Origin of the sequence: Leisingera sp. NJS201, assembly GCF_004535885.1 — a bacterium.
In the GTDB taxonomy this organism is placed as follows: domain Bacteria; phylum Pseudomonadota; class Alphaproteobacteria; order Rhodobacterales; family Rhodobacteraceae; genus Leisingera.
The window spans coordinates 1,974,809-1,990,199 of record NZ_CP038234.1; the positions used below are offsets into that span (position 1 = coordinate 1,974,809).

General features: G+C 59.7%; 18 protein-coding genes and 1 tRNA gene. 15 read left to right on the forward strand and 4 right to left on the reverse strand.

All coding sequences use genetic code 11. The annotated features are described in order from the left end of the window. Nucleotides 1-182 precede the first annotated feature (182 nt). Nucleotides 183-632: a potassium channel family protein gene (locus ETW23_RS09730; protein WP_134829879.1), complete on the forward strand. Its 450-nt coding sequence runs from the start codon at nt 183-185 to the stop codon at nt 630-632. Here the strand turns inward: ETW23_RS09730 and cls are convergent. After that, nucleotides 629-2,044 carry a cardiolipin synthase gene (cls, locus tag ETW23_RS09735; protein WP_134829880.1) on the reverse strand — a complete coding sequence of 472 codons (1,416 nt, stop codon included), beginning with the start codon at nt 2,042-2,044 and terminating at the stop codon, nt 629-631. The two genes, ETW23_RS09730 and cls, sit on opposite strands and share 4 nt — an antisense overlap. A gap of 145 nt (nt 2,045-2,189) precedes the next feature. On the opposite strand from cls, the gene ETW23_RS09740 reads away from it, so the two are divergent. Both ETW23_RS09740 and ETW23_RS09745 read left to right on the forward strand, forming a co-directional pair. Next, nucleotides 2,190-3,056: a YihY/virulence factor BrkB family protein gene (locus tag ETW23_RS09740; protein ID WP_134829881.1), complete on the forward strand. Its 867-nt coding sequence runs from the start codon at nt 2,190-2,192 to the stop codon at nt 3,054-3,056. A 128-nt stretch (nt 3,057-3,184) separates the two neighbouring features. Then, complete coding sequence (locus ETW23_RS09745; RefSeq protein ID WP_129370910.1) at nt 3,185-3,373, forward strand: hypothetical protein; 189 nt, start codon at nt 3,185-3,187, stop codon at nt 3,371-3,373. Nucleotides 3,374-3,380: 7 nt separating this feature from the next. Here ETW23_RS09745 and ETW23_RS09750 read toward each other — a convergent pair whose 3' ends face one another. Continuing rightward, nucleotides 3,381-4,097, reverse strand: a complete 717-nt coding sequence (locus ETW23_RS09750) for an RlmE family RNA methyltransferase (protein WP_129372891.1) — start codon at nt 4,095-4,097, stop codon at nt 3,381-3,383. Nucleotides 4,098-4,174: 77 nt separating this feature from the next. Continuing rightward, a complete protein-coding gene (locus tag ETW23_RS09755; protein ID WP_129370911.1) occupies nt 4,175-5,287 on the reverse strand; it encodes a Ppx/GppA phosphatase family protein in 1,113 nt (370 codons plus the stop codon). 283 nt (nt 5,288-5,570) lie between these two features. Between ETW23_RS09755 and ETW23_RS09760 the strand changes: the two genes are divergently transcribed. The 6 genes from ETW23_RS09760 to ETW23_RS09785 are packed head-to-tail and all read left to right on the forward strand — an operon-like array spanning nt 5,571 to nt 9,857. Then, nucleotides 5,571-5,867, forward strand: a complete 297-nt coding sequence (locus ETW23_RS09760; protein ID WP_027258981.1) for a virulence factor — start codon at nt 5,571-5,573, stop codon at nt 5,865-5,867. A gap of 26 nt (nt 5,868-5,893) precedes the next feature. Then, nucleotides 5,894-6,820, forward strand: a complete 927-nt coding sequence (locus ETW23_RS09765; RefSeq protein ID WP_129372892.1) for a methylenetetrahydrofolate reductase — start codon at nt 5,894-5,896, stop codon at nt 6,818-6,820. Nucleotides 6,821-6,837: 17 nt separating this feature from the next. Further along, on the forward strand, nt 6,838-7,899 hold the full coding sequence (locus ETW23_RS09770; RefSeq protein ID WP_129370912.1) for a methyltetrahydrofolate cobalamin methyltransferase: 1,062 nt from the start codon (nt 6,838-6,840) through the stop codon (nt 7,897-7,899). Continuing rightward, nucleotides 7,856-8,479: an SRPBCC family protein gene (locus ETW23_RS25880; RefSeq protein WP_254695184.1), complete on the forward strand. Its 624-nt coding sequence runs from the start codon at nt 7,856-7,858 to the stop codon at nt 8,477-8,479. Before ETW23_RS09770 ends, ETW23_RS25880 begins: the two co-directional genes overlap by 44 nt. Next, nucleotides 8,407-8,931, forward strand: coding sequence for an SDR family NAD(P)-dependent oxidoreductase (locus ETW23_RS09780; RefSeq protein ID WP_247676687.1), 525 nt, complete (start codon nt 8,407-8,409; stop codon nt 8,929-8,931). Before ETW23_RS25880 ends, ETW23_RS09780 begins: the two co-directional genes overlap by 73 nt. Further along, a complete protein-coding gene (locus ETW23_RS09785; RefSeq protein ID WP_134829883.1) occupies nt 8,931-9,857 on the forward strand; it encodes a 3-hydroxyacyl-CoA dehydrogenase NAD-binding domain-containing protein in 927 nt (308 codons plus the stop codon). The genes ETW23_RS09780 and ETW23_RS09785 overlap by 1 nt, the downstream gene beginning before the upstream one ends. A 294-nt stretch (nt 9,858-10,151) precedes the next feature. On the opposite strand, the gene ETW23_RS09790 is transcribed toward ETW23_RS09785, so the two are convergent. After that, nucleotides 10,152-10,241: transfer RNA gene (locus ETW23_RS09790), tRNA-Ser, on the reverse strand. A gap of 122 nt (nt 10,242-10,363) precedes the next feature. On the opposite strand from ETW23_RS09790, the gene ETW23_RS09795 reads away from it, so the two are divergent. The 6 genes from ETW23_RS09795 (at nt 10,364) to proB (ending at nt 15,316) form a co-directional block, all read left to right on the forward strand. Next, on the forward strand, nt 10,364-11,215 hold the full coding sequence (locus tag ETW23_RS09795) for a DUF2059 domain-containing protein (RefSeq protein ID WP_134829884.1): 852 nt from the start codon (nt 10,364-10,366) through the stop codon (nt 11,213-11,215). 203 nt (nt 11,216-11,418) lie between these two features. Beyond that, nucleotides 11,419-11,964, forward strand: a complete 546-nt coding sequence (rplU, locus tag ETW23_RS09800) for a 50S ribosomal protein L21 (RefSeq protein WP_129370916.1) — start codon at nt 11,419-11,421, stop codon at nt 11,962-11,964. An 11-nt stretch (nt 11,965-11,975) separates the two neighbouring features. Then, nucleotides 11,976-12,245 carry a 50S ribosomal protein L27 gene (rpmA, locus tag ETW23_RS09805; RefSeq protein WP_027258993.1) on the forward strand — a complete coding sequence of 90 codons (270 nt, stop codon included), beginning with the start codon at nt 11,976-11,978 and terminating at the stop codon, nt 12,243-12,245. A gap of 284 nt (nt 12,246-12,529) precedes the next feature. Further along, nucleotides 12,530-13,066, forward strand: coding sequence for a GNAT family N-acetyltransferase (locus tag ETW23_RS09810; protein ID WP_129370917.1), 537 nt, complete (start codon nt 12,530-12,532; stop codon nt 13,064-13,066). A 121-nt stretch (nt 13,067-13,187) separates the two neighbouring features. Continuing rightward, nucleotides 13,188-14,222 (forward strand): GTPase ObgE, encoded by a 1,035-nt coding sequence (gene obgE / locus ETW23_RS09815; RefSeq protein ID WP_129370918.1) that lies wholly within the window; start codon nt 13,188-13,190, stop codon nt 14,220-14,222. Continuing rightward, the gene (proB, locus tag ETW23_RS09820; protein ID WP_134829885.1) at nt 14,210-15,316 is read left to right on the forward strand and encodes a glutamate 5-kinase; all 1,107 of its coding nucleotides are present in this window, start codon (nt 14,210-14,212) and stop codon (nt 15,314-15,316) included. The genes obgE and proB overlap by 13 nt, the downstream gene beginning before the upstream one ends. Nucleotides 15,317-15,391 lie beyond the last annotated feature (75 nt).

Genomic DNA, 15,391 nt, shown 5'->3' on the forward strand with positions numbered 1-15,391 from the left:
GCGGCACCCTCCTGCGCTTTGGTCTTTAATGCCTGCAACGGCACTCAATACCTCTGCCAGGAAGAAGTCCAGTGCGGCACAAAGGCTGGCCCATCCGGCTTTCTTATGGTTAAGCGTTGCGGAGTACCATTCTAAGGTGCTGAAAAGTCCCAACACAGCTTCGCACCGACAGGAGAGCCAAGATGACGCTATGGAACCAGTTGCTGTGGGGCTCAGTCTATCTGAGTGTCTGCCTGATCCTCGAAATCTCTGTTTTGGTATTGTGTTCCGCCGTGTTGAACAAACTGTCGGCGGGCTTTCCCAAACCTTTCAGGCCTTGGCAGATCGGCATAATGCTGGTGGTGGCGATTTTCATTATTCTGGGCAGCCATACGGCTCAGATCTGGATCTGGTCCGCCGCTTTTGTTCTGGTCGGTGCGATCGGCGACTGGAACACATCTGTTTATTTCTCTCTGGCGACCTATACCACGCTTGGCTACGGCGATGTTGTACTGGGGCCGGCGTTGCGGATTTTTGCCGCCTTTGCTGCAGTCACTGGATTATTCGGGTTTGGGATCAGCACGGCCTTTCTTGTCAGCGCAATGGGGCGGCTGTTTTCCTTGAACGGAGAAACACATAGGGCAAGGGATTAAAGCACAGGCGCCAGCAGCCGTGCCACCGGTGCCAGCAAACGAATGCGCAATGCCTGCCGGTCCAGCGGCTGTGTAAGCGCCGTAGAACTCTGGAAATCCCTGGCCAGCATTTCAGAGATTTCGCGCGCGGACCGCGGATCGAAAAACAAGGCCATGGTTTCAAAATTCAGCCGGAAGGACCGGTAGTCGAGGTTCGCCGTGCCCACACCGGAAATCCTGTCATCGATAACAAAACATTTCTGATGCATGAAACCGCCCCGGTAGCGCAGGATATGAACGCCAGCTTCCCGCAGCTCATCAAAAAATGCAAAGCCCGCAAGCCAAGGCAGGTGGTGGTCAATGGATTCCGGCAAAAGGATCCGGACATCCAGCCCGCGCAACGCGGCATGTTTCAAGGCTGCAAGCACCTCCTGGTCTGGGACCAGATACGGGGAGGCCAGCCAAACTTTTTCCCGTGCTGCAGTGATTGCGGAGAAAAACAGCATGGACCCGTTGCCGATGCTATCGCCGGGGCCGGTCGAGACGATCAGGGCGGGCCGGTTTTGCGCTGAGTGTTCAGCGTCCCAATTCAACAGGTCCAGGACCGGCTCTTGCGTGTGCCAGTGCCAATCCTCCGCAAAGGAAAGCTGCAGCTGCTGAACAACCGGTCCGGTGAGCCGCGCATGGGTATCCCGCCATGGCCCCATAACAGGGTCCAGCCCCATGTATTCCTCGCCGGCATTCAGCCCGCCGGTAAAGCCGGTCCGCCCATCCACAATAACGGTTTTACGGTGGTTACGGAAATTGATGCGCAGCCGGTGCCAAGGCGGCCGTTGAACTGCGGGATCAATCATGTTCACACCGGCCTGCTCCAGCGCGCGGGCATAGCTGCGGGGCAGCTTCCGGCTGCCGATACTGTCTGTCATGAACCAAATAGTTACGCCGCGTTCTGCGGCAAGTATCAGCTTGGCCTGAAGCTGCCTGCCTACTGTGTCCGCACGCATAATGTAGTATTGCACAAGGACATATTCCTGCGCCTTATCAATCTCTTCAAAGATGGCGTTGAATGTATTCTTGCCATTGACCAGCAACTCCAATCCGTTCCCGTGGCAGACGTTCAAGCCTGCAATGGATTCAAAGGGCGCTGTGTTTACCGGCAGCTTCCGCGCCGCCTCGGATTGGACGCTGGTATAGATCCGTTTAGCAACAACAGCCTGTTCCGCGGCGCGGCGTGCCTTCCAGTAGCCTTTGAACCGGTGGTGGCCAAAAACCATGTAGGCGGGCAGGGCGGCTATCGGCGCAGCCAGCAGGAAGACGGTCCAGCCAATGGCCCCTTGCGGTGTGCGCGCGGTGCGGGCTGCGCGAAGGGCTGCAAACCCGGCAGCGGCCCAGGTTGCGGCAATAGCCGTGGTGCTAAGAACAATCCAAAACATCTGAAGATCCTAAGATAGCGGCTTGATTTCAAATTAGTACTGAAAAGCGGTGCCTGCTACACCGGGCCGGGCTGCGGCAAGAGGAAATCAGGGCGTTTGTTCTTTGCCGCTGGCAATTCCCTAATGGTTGTGGAACCTTACGCCTATGCCAATCCTGCCGCCATTACGCTGCTGGCCTGCAGCCTTGCTAGACGCCGCCCGCCGCTTCAACCGGAAAAACGGCTGGGTGATGAGCAGCCATATAGCCATGTCGATGATGCTGGCGCTGTTTCCGTTTGTTCTGTTTACAGTGGCGCTGGCGGGGACCGTTGCCGGTTTGCTGTCGCAGGACGTCGCTATGGAAACCATGACGGAACAGGTGTTCAGCGTTTGGCCGGATGCGGTGGCACGGCCGATCCTGACCGAACTGAAAGCGGTGCTGCAGACATCAAATACCCAGCTTGTCACCCTGGGCGGCCTGTTTGCGCTTTATTTTGCGTCGAATGGCGTCGATGCCGTCCGCACCGCCATGGTGCAGGCTTATCATGATACGGATACAAGACCGTTTTGGCGGTCGAGAGCGCTGTGCATCGGGCTGGTCGTTCTGGGCGGGGCGGGTATTCTGGCCGTCACCGTGTTTGAGGTGATACTGCCGCTCTATGTCAGGCACATCGCCCAATTGCTGCCCTTCGAGAGCATTCCAAAAGGCTGGGAAAAGGGGTTGAGGGGCGTTCTGGCGCTGGCTCTTCCCACTGGCGCGGTGCTGGCGTTTCATGTGCTGCTGCCTGGCCGCGTGCATCGCTTGCGGCGGATCCTTCCGGGCGCGATTCTAACCCTTCTGCTGTGGCTGGCCTGCGGCAGCGGTTTTGCGTTTTACGTCGGCTCTTTCGCGCAATACTCGGCCACATACGCGGGGCTTGCGGGCGCCATGGCCGCAATGATCTTCCTCTATCTGAATTCAGCTATCCTGATCCTGGGGGCCGAATTCAACGGTGCGCTGATCGAGATCGCCAACGGGATGGGCCGGTCATGAAAACTGCGGGTTTTCTGCAACTGTTTCCGTTTCTTCAACAATAAGGCAGTCCTGCCCCATTTGAGCCCATCTAGCGGCCCAATCACCGTTTAGATCTTCAGGAAGAAGCGGATCCAGAAGGGGCCATCATGACAAAACTGCAAAACAAACTGCGCCACATGCGCCTGTTTGAACTGATGCGCCAGCGTGAAATGGCCGGCCATGTCAGCCGTAAACTGCGGGTGTCCCGGCTGGCCGATGGTGAGGGTGATGACGCTATCCTGCTGCGCGATCTGGCAACGCGGTCGCTGACCGCACCGCACAGCCGCCGGGTCTGACGGGACCTCAGCCCCGGAACCCGGTTGCCACCACAAATTTCTCGGAGCTGTCCGACCGTGAGGAGGGCGGCTTCATGTTTGCCACTTTGGTGAACTTCTGCTTCAACAGCTTCTGCAACTCGCCTTCGGCGCCACCTGCCAGAACCTTGGCCACAAAGGTGCCGCCTTCCTCCAGAACGTCAAAGGCAAAATAAGCGGCGGTTTCACACAGCGAGATGATCCGCATATGGTCCGTCTGCTTGTGGCCGGAACTGGCGGCGGCCATATCCGACATCACCACGTCAGCCTTGCCGCCCAGCCATTCCTTGACCTTGTCGTCGGCGCCGTCCTCCATAAAATCGAGCTGATGGAACTCGGCACCAGCCAGCGATTCAACTTCCTGCAGGTCCACGCCGATAATGCGGCCCACCGACTTGCCCTGTTTTTCGCCCAAAGCATTGATGCGCTTCACCGCCACCTGCGCCCAGCCGCCGGGCGCACAGCCCAGATCGACGATCCGGGCACCAGGCACCAGAAAGCGGTATTTGTCGTCCACTTCCATGATCTTATAGGCTGCGCGCCCGCGATAGCCTTCGGCCTGCGCCCGTTTGACATAGGGGTCATTCAATTGCCGCTGCAGCCAAAGCGTCGAGCTGAGCTTGCGTCCGCGCGCGGATTTCACCTTGACCTTCAGATCGCGCTGACCGCGTCCGGATGTGTTCTTACCTGTCGGCGTCTTTGCCATCATCGTCACCATTTGCACCGGTGCGCGGAATTTTGCAAAAAACCCGGCCCGGAAATATCCAATTTTTCCGGCCCCGCCTAGTAGGGGCCGTCCTCCAGAACGCCATCCGCGCTCATCTGTGCATAAAGCAGCCCTTCGCGCAGGCCGCGGTCCGCAACCGACAGCCGGTCGGTCGGCCAGCAGCGCAGCAATGCCTGCAGGATTGCAGACCCGGACATGATCAGCGCCTGGCGGTCCTCGCCGATGCGGGGATCGCGGCGGCGGCCCAGAGGCCCGAGTTCTAGATACCCCCGGATCACCTTGTCAATCTGATCGCTGGTCATCCGCAGCCCGTCCACCTTGGTCCGGTCATACCGCTTCAGCCCCAAATGCGACGCTGCAACCGTCGTGACAGTGCCCGAGGTGCCGACAATCTGAAAGCCGATCCGGGTCTGCTCATCCTTATAGGGCGCAAAATCAGCGAGGTTTTCCTCAAAAAACCAGCTCATCAGCGCAAAACGTGCGGCATCGTCTTCGACATCGTTGAACTGGTCCCGCAATGTGGCAACCCCCAGCGGCACGGAAATCCAATCCACCACCTTGGCCGCGGGAAACGGGCTTTCGGTGGTATGGAACCCGTTATGCAGCCGCATGATCGCAGAGGGGCGGTCGCGCCGCGGCACTGAAGAGATGTCGATCCACACCAGTTCGGTCGAGCCGCCGCCGATATCGACCACCAGCAACTGATCCGTTTTGGTGGAAACCAGCGGCGCGCAGGAAATCACCGCCAGACGTGCTTCCTCTTCCGGCTGGATGATTTCCAGCGTCAGACCGGTTTCCCGCTTCACCTGGCGGATAAACTCGCGCGCGTTCTTTGCCCGGCGGCAGGCCTCGGTTGCCACCAGCCGCATCCGCCGGACCCTGTTGCGTTTCAGTTTCTGCTGGCAGATCCGCAGCGCCTGAATGGTGCGCGCCATCGAGGACCGCGACAACCGTCCGGTCCGCTCCAGCCCGGCGCCGAGCTGCACCGACTTGGAGAAACTGTCGACCACATGAATGCCGCTGCCCTTGGGCTGGGCGATCAGCATGCGGCAGCTATTTGTACCCAGATCCAGCGCAGCATAAAGCGCATCAGGATCGGGCCGGGCCGGTGCAGGGGTTTCGACCGCCTTGGGAAACGCGCCCGCACCTTTCGAGCGCCTGGGCGCCATGATTCACGCCCTCCGATTATCGTGTTAACGACAACAATAGGGGCGCCGGTGCAGCGGCGCAAGCGCCTGCTGGCAGAAGCGAAGCAATTTCCGCAGCTTCGAGGAAATCTCATAATCCACATGAATATTTTGGCGGCAAACCCCTGTGGCATTCGAAACGGCACAAAGCTAGTGTCCCGGCAGCAAAACGTCGCTCAATCCCATCGTGTTGTCGAAAATCGACCAACGTGCGGGCGGCCGCCGCTCTAGAACGTGGTCTATCCAGGCTAGGAGGAAAATAGGCATGCCCGACGTTACGATCGTATACTGGCGCGATATCCCTGCGCAGGTCATCGTTGGCAAAGGCCGCCGCGGCGCCAAACGCCAGCTCGAAGAACGGTTCGAGCAGGCCATCGACCGCGCGGCTATGAAGGTGAACGCCAAAGACGCGGATGCCTATCTTGCCGAGTGGCGCAAGGCCGCGCCTTATGCCGCCGAAGGCGAAGCGGCCGATGTTGCCGAAGCTGAGGCAACCCGACTGGAAACGGAATACGATCAGGACCGCCTGAAGACCCTGATTGCAAACGACGGATGGGCGTGAGCCTGACACCACTATGGGAGGCCGTGATGGCTTTGCTGAACTTTAAGAAACGCGATTCTGGCGCTGGCCAGTCTGCCACCCCCGAAATGGAAGCCTTCCTGAAAGGCTATTCCATCGAAGTGATGCCGCGCACTGCCGCCAAGGTCGATGATTTCCGCGATCTGCTGCCCGCCGGCACCCGTGTCTATGTCGCGCATATCGAAGGCACCCCGATTGAGGATATGGTCGACACTGCCAAGCGCATTGCAGGTGAAGGCTATGATGTGATGCCGCATTTCCCGGCGCGTATCATTAAGGACAAGGCCACCCTGGGTGACTGGATCAACCGCTACCAGGGCGAAGCCGGCGTCAAGCAGGGCCTGATCCTGGCGGGCGGCGTTGCCAAGCCGCATGGTGACTTCGACAGCTCGATGCAGCTCTTGGAAACCGGGCTGTTCGATGATGCGGGCTTTACCAACCTGCACGTTGCGGGCCATCCCGAGCCGAACCTGGACATCGACCCCAAGGGCGGCCGTGCCAACACCTATGCGGCGCTGGATTGGAAACAGGAATTCTCCAAGCGCACCGACGCCGATATGGCGCTGGCAACCCAGTTCTGCTTTGAGGCGCAGCCGGTGATCGACTGGGTGAACGAGCTGAGCGAACGCGGCATGAACCTGCCGGTCCATATTGGCATCGCCGGCCCGGCCAAACTGCAGACCATGATCAAATTTGCAATCGCCTGCGGCGTCGGCCCGTCGCTTAAAGTGCTGCAGAAACGCGCCAAAGACGTCTCCAAGCTGCTGCTGCCGCATGAGCCGGGCGAGGTTCTGGCCGGTCTGGCAGCGCATAAGGCAGCCAACCCCGATTTCGCAATCGAGAAGGTCCACTTCTTCCCGCTGGGCGGCATCAAGACCAATGCCACCTGGGCGATCAACAACGGCGGCGATTCCGCCAAGCCGGTTAACTCCTAAGACCCTAAGGATCAAAAATGACCCGTACAGTCGTAGAATCAAAAACAAAAACCGCGGTCCTGGGCTTTGACGAGCCGTTCTGTGTCATCGGTGAGCGCATCAACCCCACCGGCCGCAAAAAACTGGCAGCCGAGCTGGAAGCCGGCGATTTCTCCACCGTTGAAAAAGACGCCGTGGCGCAGGTTCTGGCCGGTGCAACCGTGCTCGATATCAACGCAGGCGTGGTTTACAACTCAAACCCGAACCCGAACGAGACCGAGCCGCCGCTGATGAAGAAGATCGTCGAGCTGGTACAGGGACTGGTCGATGTGCCGCTCTGCATCGACTCTTCGGTTCCGGGTGCGCTGGAAGCCGGTCTGGAAATCTGCGAAGGCCGTCCGCTGCTGAACTCGGTCACCGGCGAAGAAGAGCGCCTGGAGCAGATCCTGCCGCTGGTCAAAAAGTACAACGTGCCGGTTGTGGCGATCTCCAACGACGACACCGGCATCTCGGAAGACCCCGATGTGCGTTTCGCCGTCGCCAAGAAGATCGTTGAACGCGCTGCCGATTTCGGCATCCCCGCCCATGACATCGTGGTTGACCCGCTGGTGATGCCGGTTGGTGCAATGGCGACTGCCGGCCTGCAGGTGTTTGCCCTGGTCCGCCGTCTGCGCGAAGAGCTGGGCGTGAACACCACCTGCGGCGCGTCCAACATCTCCTTTGGCCTGCCGAACCGTCATGGCATCAACAACGCCTTCCTGCCGATGGCAATGGGTGCTGGCATGACCTCGGCGATTATGAACCCGGTGGCGCTGCCCATCACCCAGAAGAAGATCGCCGAGAAAAGGGCGGAAGTTGAAGCCGCCGGCATCGTCCTGCCCGAGGGCATGGAAGACGAAGCCTTTGTGCAGATGTTCGGTCTCGGCTCCACCAAGCCGCGCGCAGGCAAGGAAATGGAGGCCATTCGCGCTGCCAACTTCCTGACCAACAACGACCCGCATGGCGGCGACTGGATCAAGTTCAACAAAGAGCCTGCCAAAGAAGGCGAAGAAGGCCGTGGCCGCGGCGGCCGCGCCGGCGGCCGCCGCCGCCGCGCCTGATCCGCGCAGGCAGACTGAACAAAAGGCCGGGCAGAAGTGTCCGGCCTTTTTCGTTTTATCAACAGCCTATGTATGCGGGGGCGTGGCAGTTGCGGATTTTGCAACGCACATTACTCAAGGCGCACACGGCGATGCGCTGGCAAACGCTGCAGAAAGATATGTGTTTCTGCAAAGTGTCCGGCCGTTCGGGGCGCCGGATATTGCCGATCTCACTTTTGCCCATCGGCTGACTTATGACATAAAGTCCAACTGGAAGAACGCGGTCGACAGTTTTCTGGAATGCTGCCATTGCCCGACAGCGCATAAGGACTTTTGCGATCTGGTCGACATGGACACCTACAAGGTGGCAACCCATGGCATCTATTCCAGTCACTTGGCCGATGCGGGCACCACGCCCAACAGCGTCTATGATGTCTACAACGCGACGGTCAAAACCCATGCGGTTTGGTGGCTGTGGCCCAATACCTTATCAAAGCTGCAAACAATGCTTTCGGGCGGGTCGATCTGCTGGTCAACAATGCAGCTGTTCAGGTCGAAAAAACCGTGGCCGACAGCGACGACGACGATTGGAACCTGGTGATGAACGTCAATGGCAAAGGCGTGTTCAACTTGTGCCGTGCGGCCCTCTTGGATATTGCGGTACATGGCGGCAATTTCATCATTATCGGCTCGATCCCGGGCATGGCCGCGGACCCGTCTATGGCTCTTTACAATGCGTCCAAGGCTTTCGTGCCTGGGCTGACCCGCTCAATCGCCGTTGACCATGGACCAAAGGTACGCTGCAATGCTATCCGCCCCGGCTGGATCATCACCGAAATGGCCAAAGATGGCTTTGCCTTGGCAAACGATCCGGGCAAGGCCATGATCGATGCGCTGGCGCCCCATCCGGTCGGGCGGTTCGGGGAACCGGCCGACATTGCCAACATGGTTGCATTGCTGGCGTCGGATCGGTCTGCCTATGTGACCGGCGCATGTTTTACTGTCGACGGCGGCATGACTGCTGCGTCACCACTTAATCCAGGATTGTTCTGATGGAATTTGCACATACCGCATCTCTTGGCGGCGGCGTCATCGGCGCCAGCTGGACCGCGTTGTTTCTGGCATCAGGACGGTCCGTGGCCGTATATGATCCCGCGCCAACCGCCGAAAAACAGGTGCGCAGCTACATTGAGACAGCCTGGCCGGCCATAACTGAACTGGGATTGACGGCAAACGGCGATCCCGATGCGGTCACCTTCCACGCTTCAGCACCGGAAGCCGTCCAGGGCGCCGCGTTCATTCAGGAAAGCGTTCCGGAACGGCTGCCAGTTAAACATGCCCTGTTTGGTGAGATCGAAGAGGAAATGGACAAGGATGCAATACTAGCCAGCTCGGCCTCGGGCCTGACTCTGGGGCAGATGCAGGGCGGCTGGAAAGACCCGTCACGGATAATCCTGGGCCACCCCTTCAATCCGCCGCACCTTATCCCTCTGGTCGAAGTTATGGGCAATGACAGGACTGCGGATGGGATCGTGGAGGCAGCTGAACGTTTCTATGAAAGCATCGGCAAAACAACCATCCGCGTTAACAAGGAAATCGCAGGTCATGTTGCCAACCGCCTGCAAGCCGCAGTCTGGCGCGAGGCGATCAGCCTTGTGATGCAGGGCGTCGCCTCGGTTGAAGACGTCGACAAGGCTATGTGGGCCGGACCGGGCCTGAGATGGGCGGCGATGGGGCCGACCATGCTGTTCAACCTGGGTGCCGGAGAGGGCGGCCTGGCAGCATTCTGCGATCACTTCGCGGATACGTTCAACGGCTGGTGGGACGATCTGGGGCAGGTGCATCTGAACGAAGACGTGGCGCAAACCCTGATCAAGGGCGTGCAGGACGAAGCACAGGGTCAATCCCCAGCCGAGCTTTCAGCCAAACGGGATGCCCTGATCACCGCCATGCAGAAGGCTGCCGCCGGGCTGCGCTAACGCGATTGGAAATTGAAGAAAGTCCCTGACCCGGTGCCTTTTGCAATCAGCACCGGGCAAGCGGCCTGTTCAGCGGGTAGCAATGCTATAGCAGAACCCCTTTTTTGTTTGCTGACTGCCTGTGCAAAAGGGCCAAAGCTGCCCAATCTGGCGCTTTAAAGCTGCGCAGTTGGCATGGCCGGAAGACTTCAAAGGGGTCATAGTATGGCACCTTTGGCGGGATCTACCGTTACAGATGCAAACCGCACTACTGCCCGGGGTCTCACTAATTGTCTTTGGATATCAGGGTAATAGTGGCGGAGAGACAGGGATTCGAACCCTGGGAACCCGTGAAGGCTCAACGGTTTTCGAGACCGCCCCGTTCGACCACTCCGGCACCTCTCCGCGGGGGTCTGGTGGGGCAGCGTTTAAGGTTGATTCCGGGTGCGTGCAAGCAGGAAATGCGGCTGCGGCAAAAAAAGCCGGTTTGCCGTTGCCAGCCAAATGTTTTTGCCTAAATTTGCTTTATGAAGATGCCGCTCAAAACCCCCGCTGTGCTTTTACGTTTCCTGACTTTGCTGTGTTTGGCTGCCGTTGGAGTGCCGCAGGCCGGCCTGGCCGCAGACCGTGAGAGGGTTGAGGCGTTTCTGGAAGTGACCGGTTTTGACGTCGCGCTCGACAGCATTGCCTTGTCCGCCTCCAGCGCACCGGAGATGCTGGGGGTGGATGCAGGCGCCTTTGGCAGTCAATGGACCGAATTGTCGGGGGACGTCTTTGATACCGCTGAAATGCGCGGCCTGGCGCTGGAGATCCTCGAAAGCACGCTGGACGACGAAGCCCTGGATCATGCGGCGGCCTTTTATGCCAGCGAATTGGGGCAGCGCCTGGTGCGGGCGGAAAACGCCTCGCATAAGGTCGAAGATGACGCGGTAAAGCAATTGGCAGGCAACCGCATCATCTCGGACATGGTCAAGGACGGCAGCGCACGTGTCGCCATGTACCAGCGGATGGGAACCGCAATTGATGCTGCAGGGGCAGGTGTAAAGGCGCTGCAGCAGATCCAGTTCCGCTTCCTTATGGCCGCCGCCGCTGCCGGGGTGATCAAACTGGAGCTGGACGCCGACGGCTTGCGGGCCCTGATGAAGGCGCAGGAGGGCGAGCTGCGCCTCAGCCTGCAGGCTTCCAGCCTGGCCGCCTCGGCCTATACTTACCAGGAGTTCAGCGATGCCGAGGTCGAGGCCTATGTTATGGCCCTGGAAGAGGCGCCCATGCAGCGGGTTTATGAGTTGCTTAACGCTGTGCAGTATGAGATCACAGCCAACCGCTTTGAAGAACTGGCGCACCGGATGGCGGAACTGACACCCGGGCAGGATATCTGAACCTGCACAGGCTTATGGCGCAGGGTGTGGAAAACGGTTGACACCTTTGAATTTCCGAACCATAAGCCCGCATCCCGGCCCGGACTCCGTGCGCCGGGATTCATTTGTAATACGCCCATGACACGGGCGCGCTGTTCGAGGCGGCATTTGCCGAAACACCCGCAAGGGGGCCGTAGGACGCGGGTATAAAAGGAAAGACGCACATGTTTGCGGTCCTCAAGACCGGCGGCAAGCAGTACAAGGTTCAAGCGGGCGATATCCTCCGCATTGAGAAACTTGCTGCAGACGCTGGCGACACCATCCAGTTCGACGAAATTCTGATGCTTGGCGGCGACGCACCTGTTGTGGGCGCTCCGCTGGTAGATGGCGCTGCCGTAAAGGCAGAAGTGATCGACCAGATCAAAGGCGAAAAGCTGATCAACTTCGTCAAGCGCCGCCGGAAGCACTCCTCCAAGCGCACCAAAGGCCACCGTCAGAAGCTGACCCTGGTCCGGATCACCGAGATCCTGGCATCGGGCGCAACCAAAGCTGCTCCGAAAGCCGCTGCCAAAGCTGCACCTGCAGCCGGTTCGGACGACCTGACCCAGCTGACCGGCGTTGGCCCTGCTGCCGTCAAAAAGCTGAACGAAGCAGGCCTGACCACCTTTGCCCAGATCGCAGCCTTGTCCGAAGACGACATTGCTGGTATCGAAGCGGTCAAAGTGAAGCCCGAGTGGGTTGAGCAAGCCAAAGATCTGGCTAAAGGCTAAGGAGAGAGAGAATGGCACATAAAAAAGCTGGCGGTTCCTCACGTAACGGTCGCGACTCCGCGGGCCGCCGTCTTGGCGTGAAACTTTTCGGTGGCCAGGCGGCCATCGCAGGCAACATCATCGTGCGTCAGCGCGGCACCAAGTTCTGGCCGGGCGAAAACGTAGGCATTGGCAAGGATCACACTTTGTTTGCCACCGCCGAAGGTGCTGTCACCTTCCGCAAAGGCCTGAAAAACCGCACCTTTGTATCGGTTCTCCCAGTGGCGGAGGCCGCTGAGTAAGCCGACCTGAAAGGTAAAGAAATCTTTAGGGGGATCGGTTATAACGCCGGTCCCCCTTTTCTTTTTTGCGTCTGCGAGTTCGTGATGTGTTTTCCTGCTGATACCAGCCCCCTCGGTTTTGTGCCGCTGCCGTCCGGTGTTCACGCCGGGCCAACAAGAAGTTTTGCGCGAATTGAAGACCTTGGGTCTTGCTCCAGGGGCAGGGCGAACACATCTGAAAATCATCGCCGCAACAACAAAGACAATTGCCGCCAGAAGTACACAGGCAGAGGAGGAGCACGTCCATGAACTTGGAACATATCGTGTGCCAGCAGGCCATCGAAACAGAACGGTTTATTTTGCGGCCGCTGCGAAAATCCGATGCCGGGCTGATTGAACATTACGTCAGCGATGCGCGCGTTGCCCGGATGACCCGCTCGGTCCCGCATCCGCTGCCGCCCGGCGCTGCCGAAGCCTTTGTCGCCCGTGCCATGGCCGAAGAACGGGACGAGGATGTCTGGGTGATCGATGGCACCGCCGAAGGCGACGCAGAGCTGAAAGGCGTGATCGGCCTCAAGCGGATGGACCGCAACCAGTCGGAAGTGTCCTATTGGACTGCGCCGCCGTTTTGGAATACCGGGCTTGCCTCTGCCGCGGTAAAGGCATTGGTGGATGCAAATCCGCAAAGCAACGCGGCGATGTTTGCCTCGGTGTTTCAGGACAACCCGGCCTCGGCCCGGGTGCTGATCCATTGCGGCTTTGAATATCTCGGGGACGCCGAAAGCTACTCGGTGGCGCGCGATGCCTCTGTCCCGACCTGGACTTACAGCCGAAAACTGTGATTGGCGCGGCGCGCGCTTTGCGGTAAGGCAAACGAAACATTCCCGCCAAGGCCTTAGGGCTTTGGCGGGACACTTGTACTGCGCGGGCGGGCACAGGATCCCGCCGCATTAAGGAGCTGTCATGAAATTCCTCGATCTGACAAAGGTCTATATCCGCTCGGGCGCCGGCGGGAACGGCTGTGTCAGCTTCCGGCGCGAAAAGTATATTGAATACGGCGGGCCGGACGGGGGTGATGGCGGCAAGGGCGGTTCGGTTTGGGCCGAAGTGACGGACGGGCTGAACACCCTGATCGATTTCCGCTATCAGCAGCATTTCTTTGCCAAAAACGGCCAGTCGGGCATGGGCCGGCAGCGCACCGGCAAGGATGGCGACGACATTATTCTGCGTGTCCCCGTGGGGACAGAGATTCTGGACGAAGACCAGGAAACCGTTCTGGCGGATCTCACCGAAGTCGGCCAGCGCGTGCTGCTGGCCAAGGGCGGCAATGGCGGCTTTGGCAACCTGCACTTCAAATCGGCCACCAACCAGGCGCCGCGCCGGGCCAATCCGGGCCAGGAATGCGTAGAGCGCACTATCTGGCTGCGCCTCAAGCTGATTGCTGACGCAGGCCTGCTTGGCCTGCCCAACGCGGGCAAATCGACCTTCCTGTCGGCAACCTCCAACGCGCGCCCCAAGATTGCCGATTACCCCTTTACCACATTGCATCCGAACCTCGGCGTGGTCGGCATCGACAATACCGAATTTGTGGTTGCCGACATCCCCGGCCTGATCGAAGGCGCCCATGAAGGCAAGGGGATCGGCGACCGCTTCCTGGGCCATGTGGAACGCTGCGCGGTGCTGCTGCATCTGGTGGACGGCACCTCTGACACCGTGGTTGAGGATTACCAAACCATCATCGGCGAGCTTGAGGCCTATGGCGGTGTTCTTGCCACCAAGACCCGGATCACTGCGCTGAACAAGGTGGATGCGATCGACCCGGAGGAGCGCGACGAAAAACGTGCCGCCTTGGAACAGGCTGTTGGCGGCCCGGTCATGATGATGTCCGGCGTCAGCCGCGAAGGGCTGAACGAGGTGCTCCGCGCGGTACGGGCAGAAATCGACGATGACCGCGTCCGCATGAAACCCGCCGAGGAGGAAGCGCCTTGGCAGCCCTGAAGTCGGCAAAACGGATTGTCGTCAAGATCGGTTCGGCCCTGCTGGTTGACCGCGGCACCGGCGAGCTGCGCGCAGGCTGGCTGCATTCTTTGGCCAATGACGTCGCCTGGCTGAAGGCCGGCGGCACCGACGTAGTGCTGGTTTCCTCCGGTTCGATTGCCTTGGGCCGGGGTGTTTTGGGCCTGCCGCGCGCAGACCTGCCGCTGGAGCAATCCCAGGCCGCAGCGGCAGTTGGCCAGATCCGTCTGGCCCGCGCCTATGAGGAGGCGCTGGCGCCGCACCGGATTACCACGGCGCAGGTGCTGGTAACGCTGGAAGACAGCGAAAACCGCCGCCGCTACCTGAATTCACGCGCCACTTTGGAAACGCTTCTGGGGATGGGCGCGGTGCCGATCGTCAACGAGAACGACACCATCGCCACGGATGAAATCCGTTATGGCGACAATGATCGCCTTGCGGCACAGGTGGCGGTGACAGTTGGTGCCGATGCCTTGATCCTGCTGTCCGATGTTGACGGTTTCTACAGCGCCAACCCCGCGCTGGATCCCAAGGCCAAACGTTATGACCGGATTGACAAGATCACACCGGAGATTGAGGCGATGGCCGGCGATGGTGTTTCCGGCCTGTCCAAAGGCGGGATGATCACCAAACTGCTGGCGGCAAAGATGGCCACTGCAGCCGGCTGCGCCATGGTAATCACTGAAGGTTCGCCATTGAACCCTTTGAAAACACTTGAAGATGGCGCATCGTGCACTTGGTTCACCGGGCAAGGCGACCCGCAGGCCGCACGAAAGCGCTGGATCAGCGCGATGAAGACCCGCGGTATTCTGACCATCGACGAAGGCGCGGCCCGCGCGCTGATGTCAGGTAACAGCCTGCTGCCCGCAGGTGTGCGTCATGTGGAGGGTGACTTTGGCCGCGGCGATCCGCTGGCCATCCTTAGCCCGGACGGGCGCAAACTGGGGCAGGGGCTGTCACGCTATACAGCGGACGAAGCCCGCGCCATCCAAGGGCGCCAATCGCAGGAAATCGAGGCCACGCTGGGCTATCCCGGCCGCGCCGCATTGATCCACCGCGATGATATGGCGCTTTGAGCAGACCATCTGATAATCTATTCCAGCCGGCAGGCACCCGATGTGCCATAAAAGGACCGGCAAGGGCGCGAGACA

Coding starts and splice junctions, on each gene's coding strand:
- ETW23_RS09795 (WP_134829884.1), top strand. CDS start 10,364: ATGAAGATGCCGCTCAAAACCCCCGCTGTGCTTTTACGTTTCCTGACT.
- ETW23_RS09765 (WP_129372892.1), top strand. CDS start 5,894: ATGGCTTTGCTGAACTTTAAGAAACGCGATTCTGGCGCTGGCCAGTCT.
- ETW23_RS09785 (WP_134829883.1), top strand. CDS start 8,931: ATGGAATTTGCACATACCGCATCTCTTGGCGGCGGCGTCATCGGCGCC.
- cls (WP_134829880.1), bottom strand. CDS start 2,044: ATGTTTTGGATTGTTCTTAGCACCACGGCTATTGCCGCAACCTGGGCC.
- ETW23_RS09750 (WP_129372891.1), bottom strand. CDS start 4,097: ATGGCAAAGACGCCGACAGGTAAGAACACATCCGGACGCGGTCAGCGC.
- obgE (WP_129370918.1), top strand. CDS start 13,188: ATGAAATTCCTCGATCTGACAAAGGTCTATATCCGCTCGGGCGCCGGC.
- rpmA (WP_027258993.1), top strand. CDS start 11,976: ATGGCACATAAAAAAGCTGGCGGTTCCTCACGTAACGGTCGCGACTCC.
- ETW23_RS09740 (WP_134829881.1), top strand. CDS start 2,190: ATGCCAATCCTGCCGCCATTACGCTGCTGGCCTGCAGCCTTGCTAGAC.
- ETW23_RS09745 (WP_129370910.1), top strand. CDS start 3,185: ATGACAAAACTGCAAAACAAACTGCGCCACATGCGCCTGTTTGAACTG.
- ETW23_RS09770 (WP_129370912.1), top strand. CDS start 6,838: ATGACCCGTACAGTCGTAGAATCAAAAACAAAAACCGCGGTCCTGGGC.
- ETW23_RS09810 (WP_129370917.1), top strand. CDS start 12,530: ATGAACTTGGAACATATCGTGTGCCAGCAGGCCATCGAAACAGAACGG.
- ETW23_RS09730 (WP_134829879.1), top strand. CDS start 183: ATGACGCTATGGAACCAGTTGCTGTGGGGCTCAGTCTATCTGAGTGTC.
- ETW23_RS09755 (WP_129370911.1), bottom strand. CDS start 5,287: ATGGCGCCCAGGCGCTCGAAAGGTGCGGGCGCGTTTCCCAAGGCGGTC.
- ETW23_RS09760 (WP_027258981.1), top strand. CDS start 5,571: ATGCCCGACGTTACGATCGTATACTGGCGCGATATCCCTGCGCAGGTC.
- rplU (WP_129370916.1), top strand. CDS start 11,419: ATGTTTGCGGTCCTCAAGACCGGCGGCAAGCAGTACAAGGTTCAAGCG.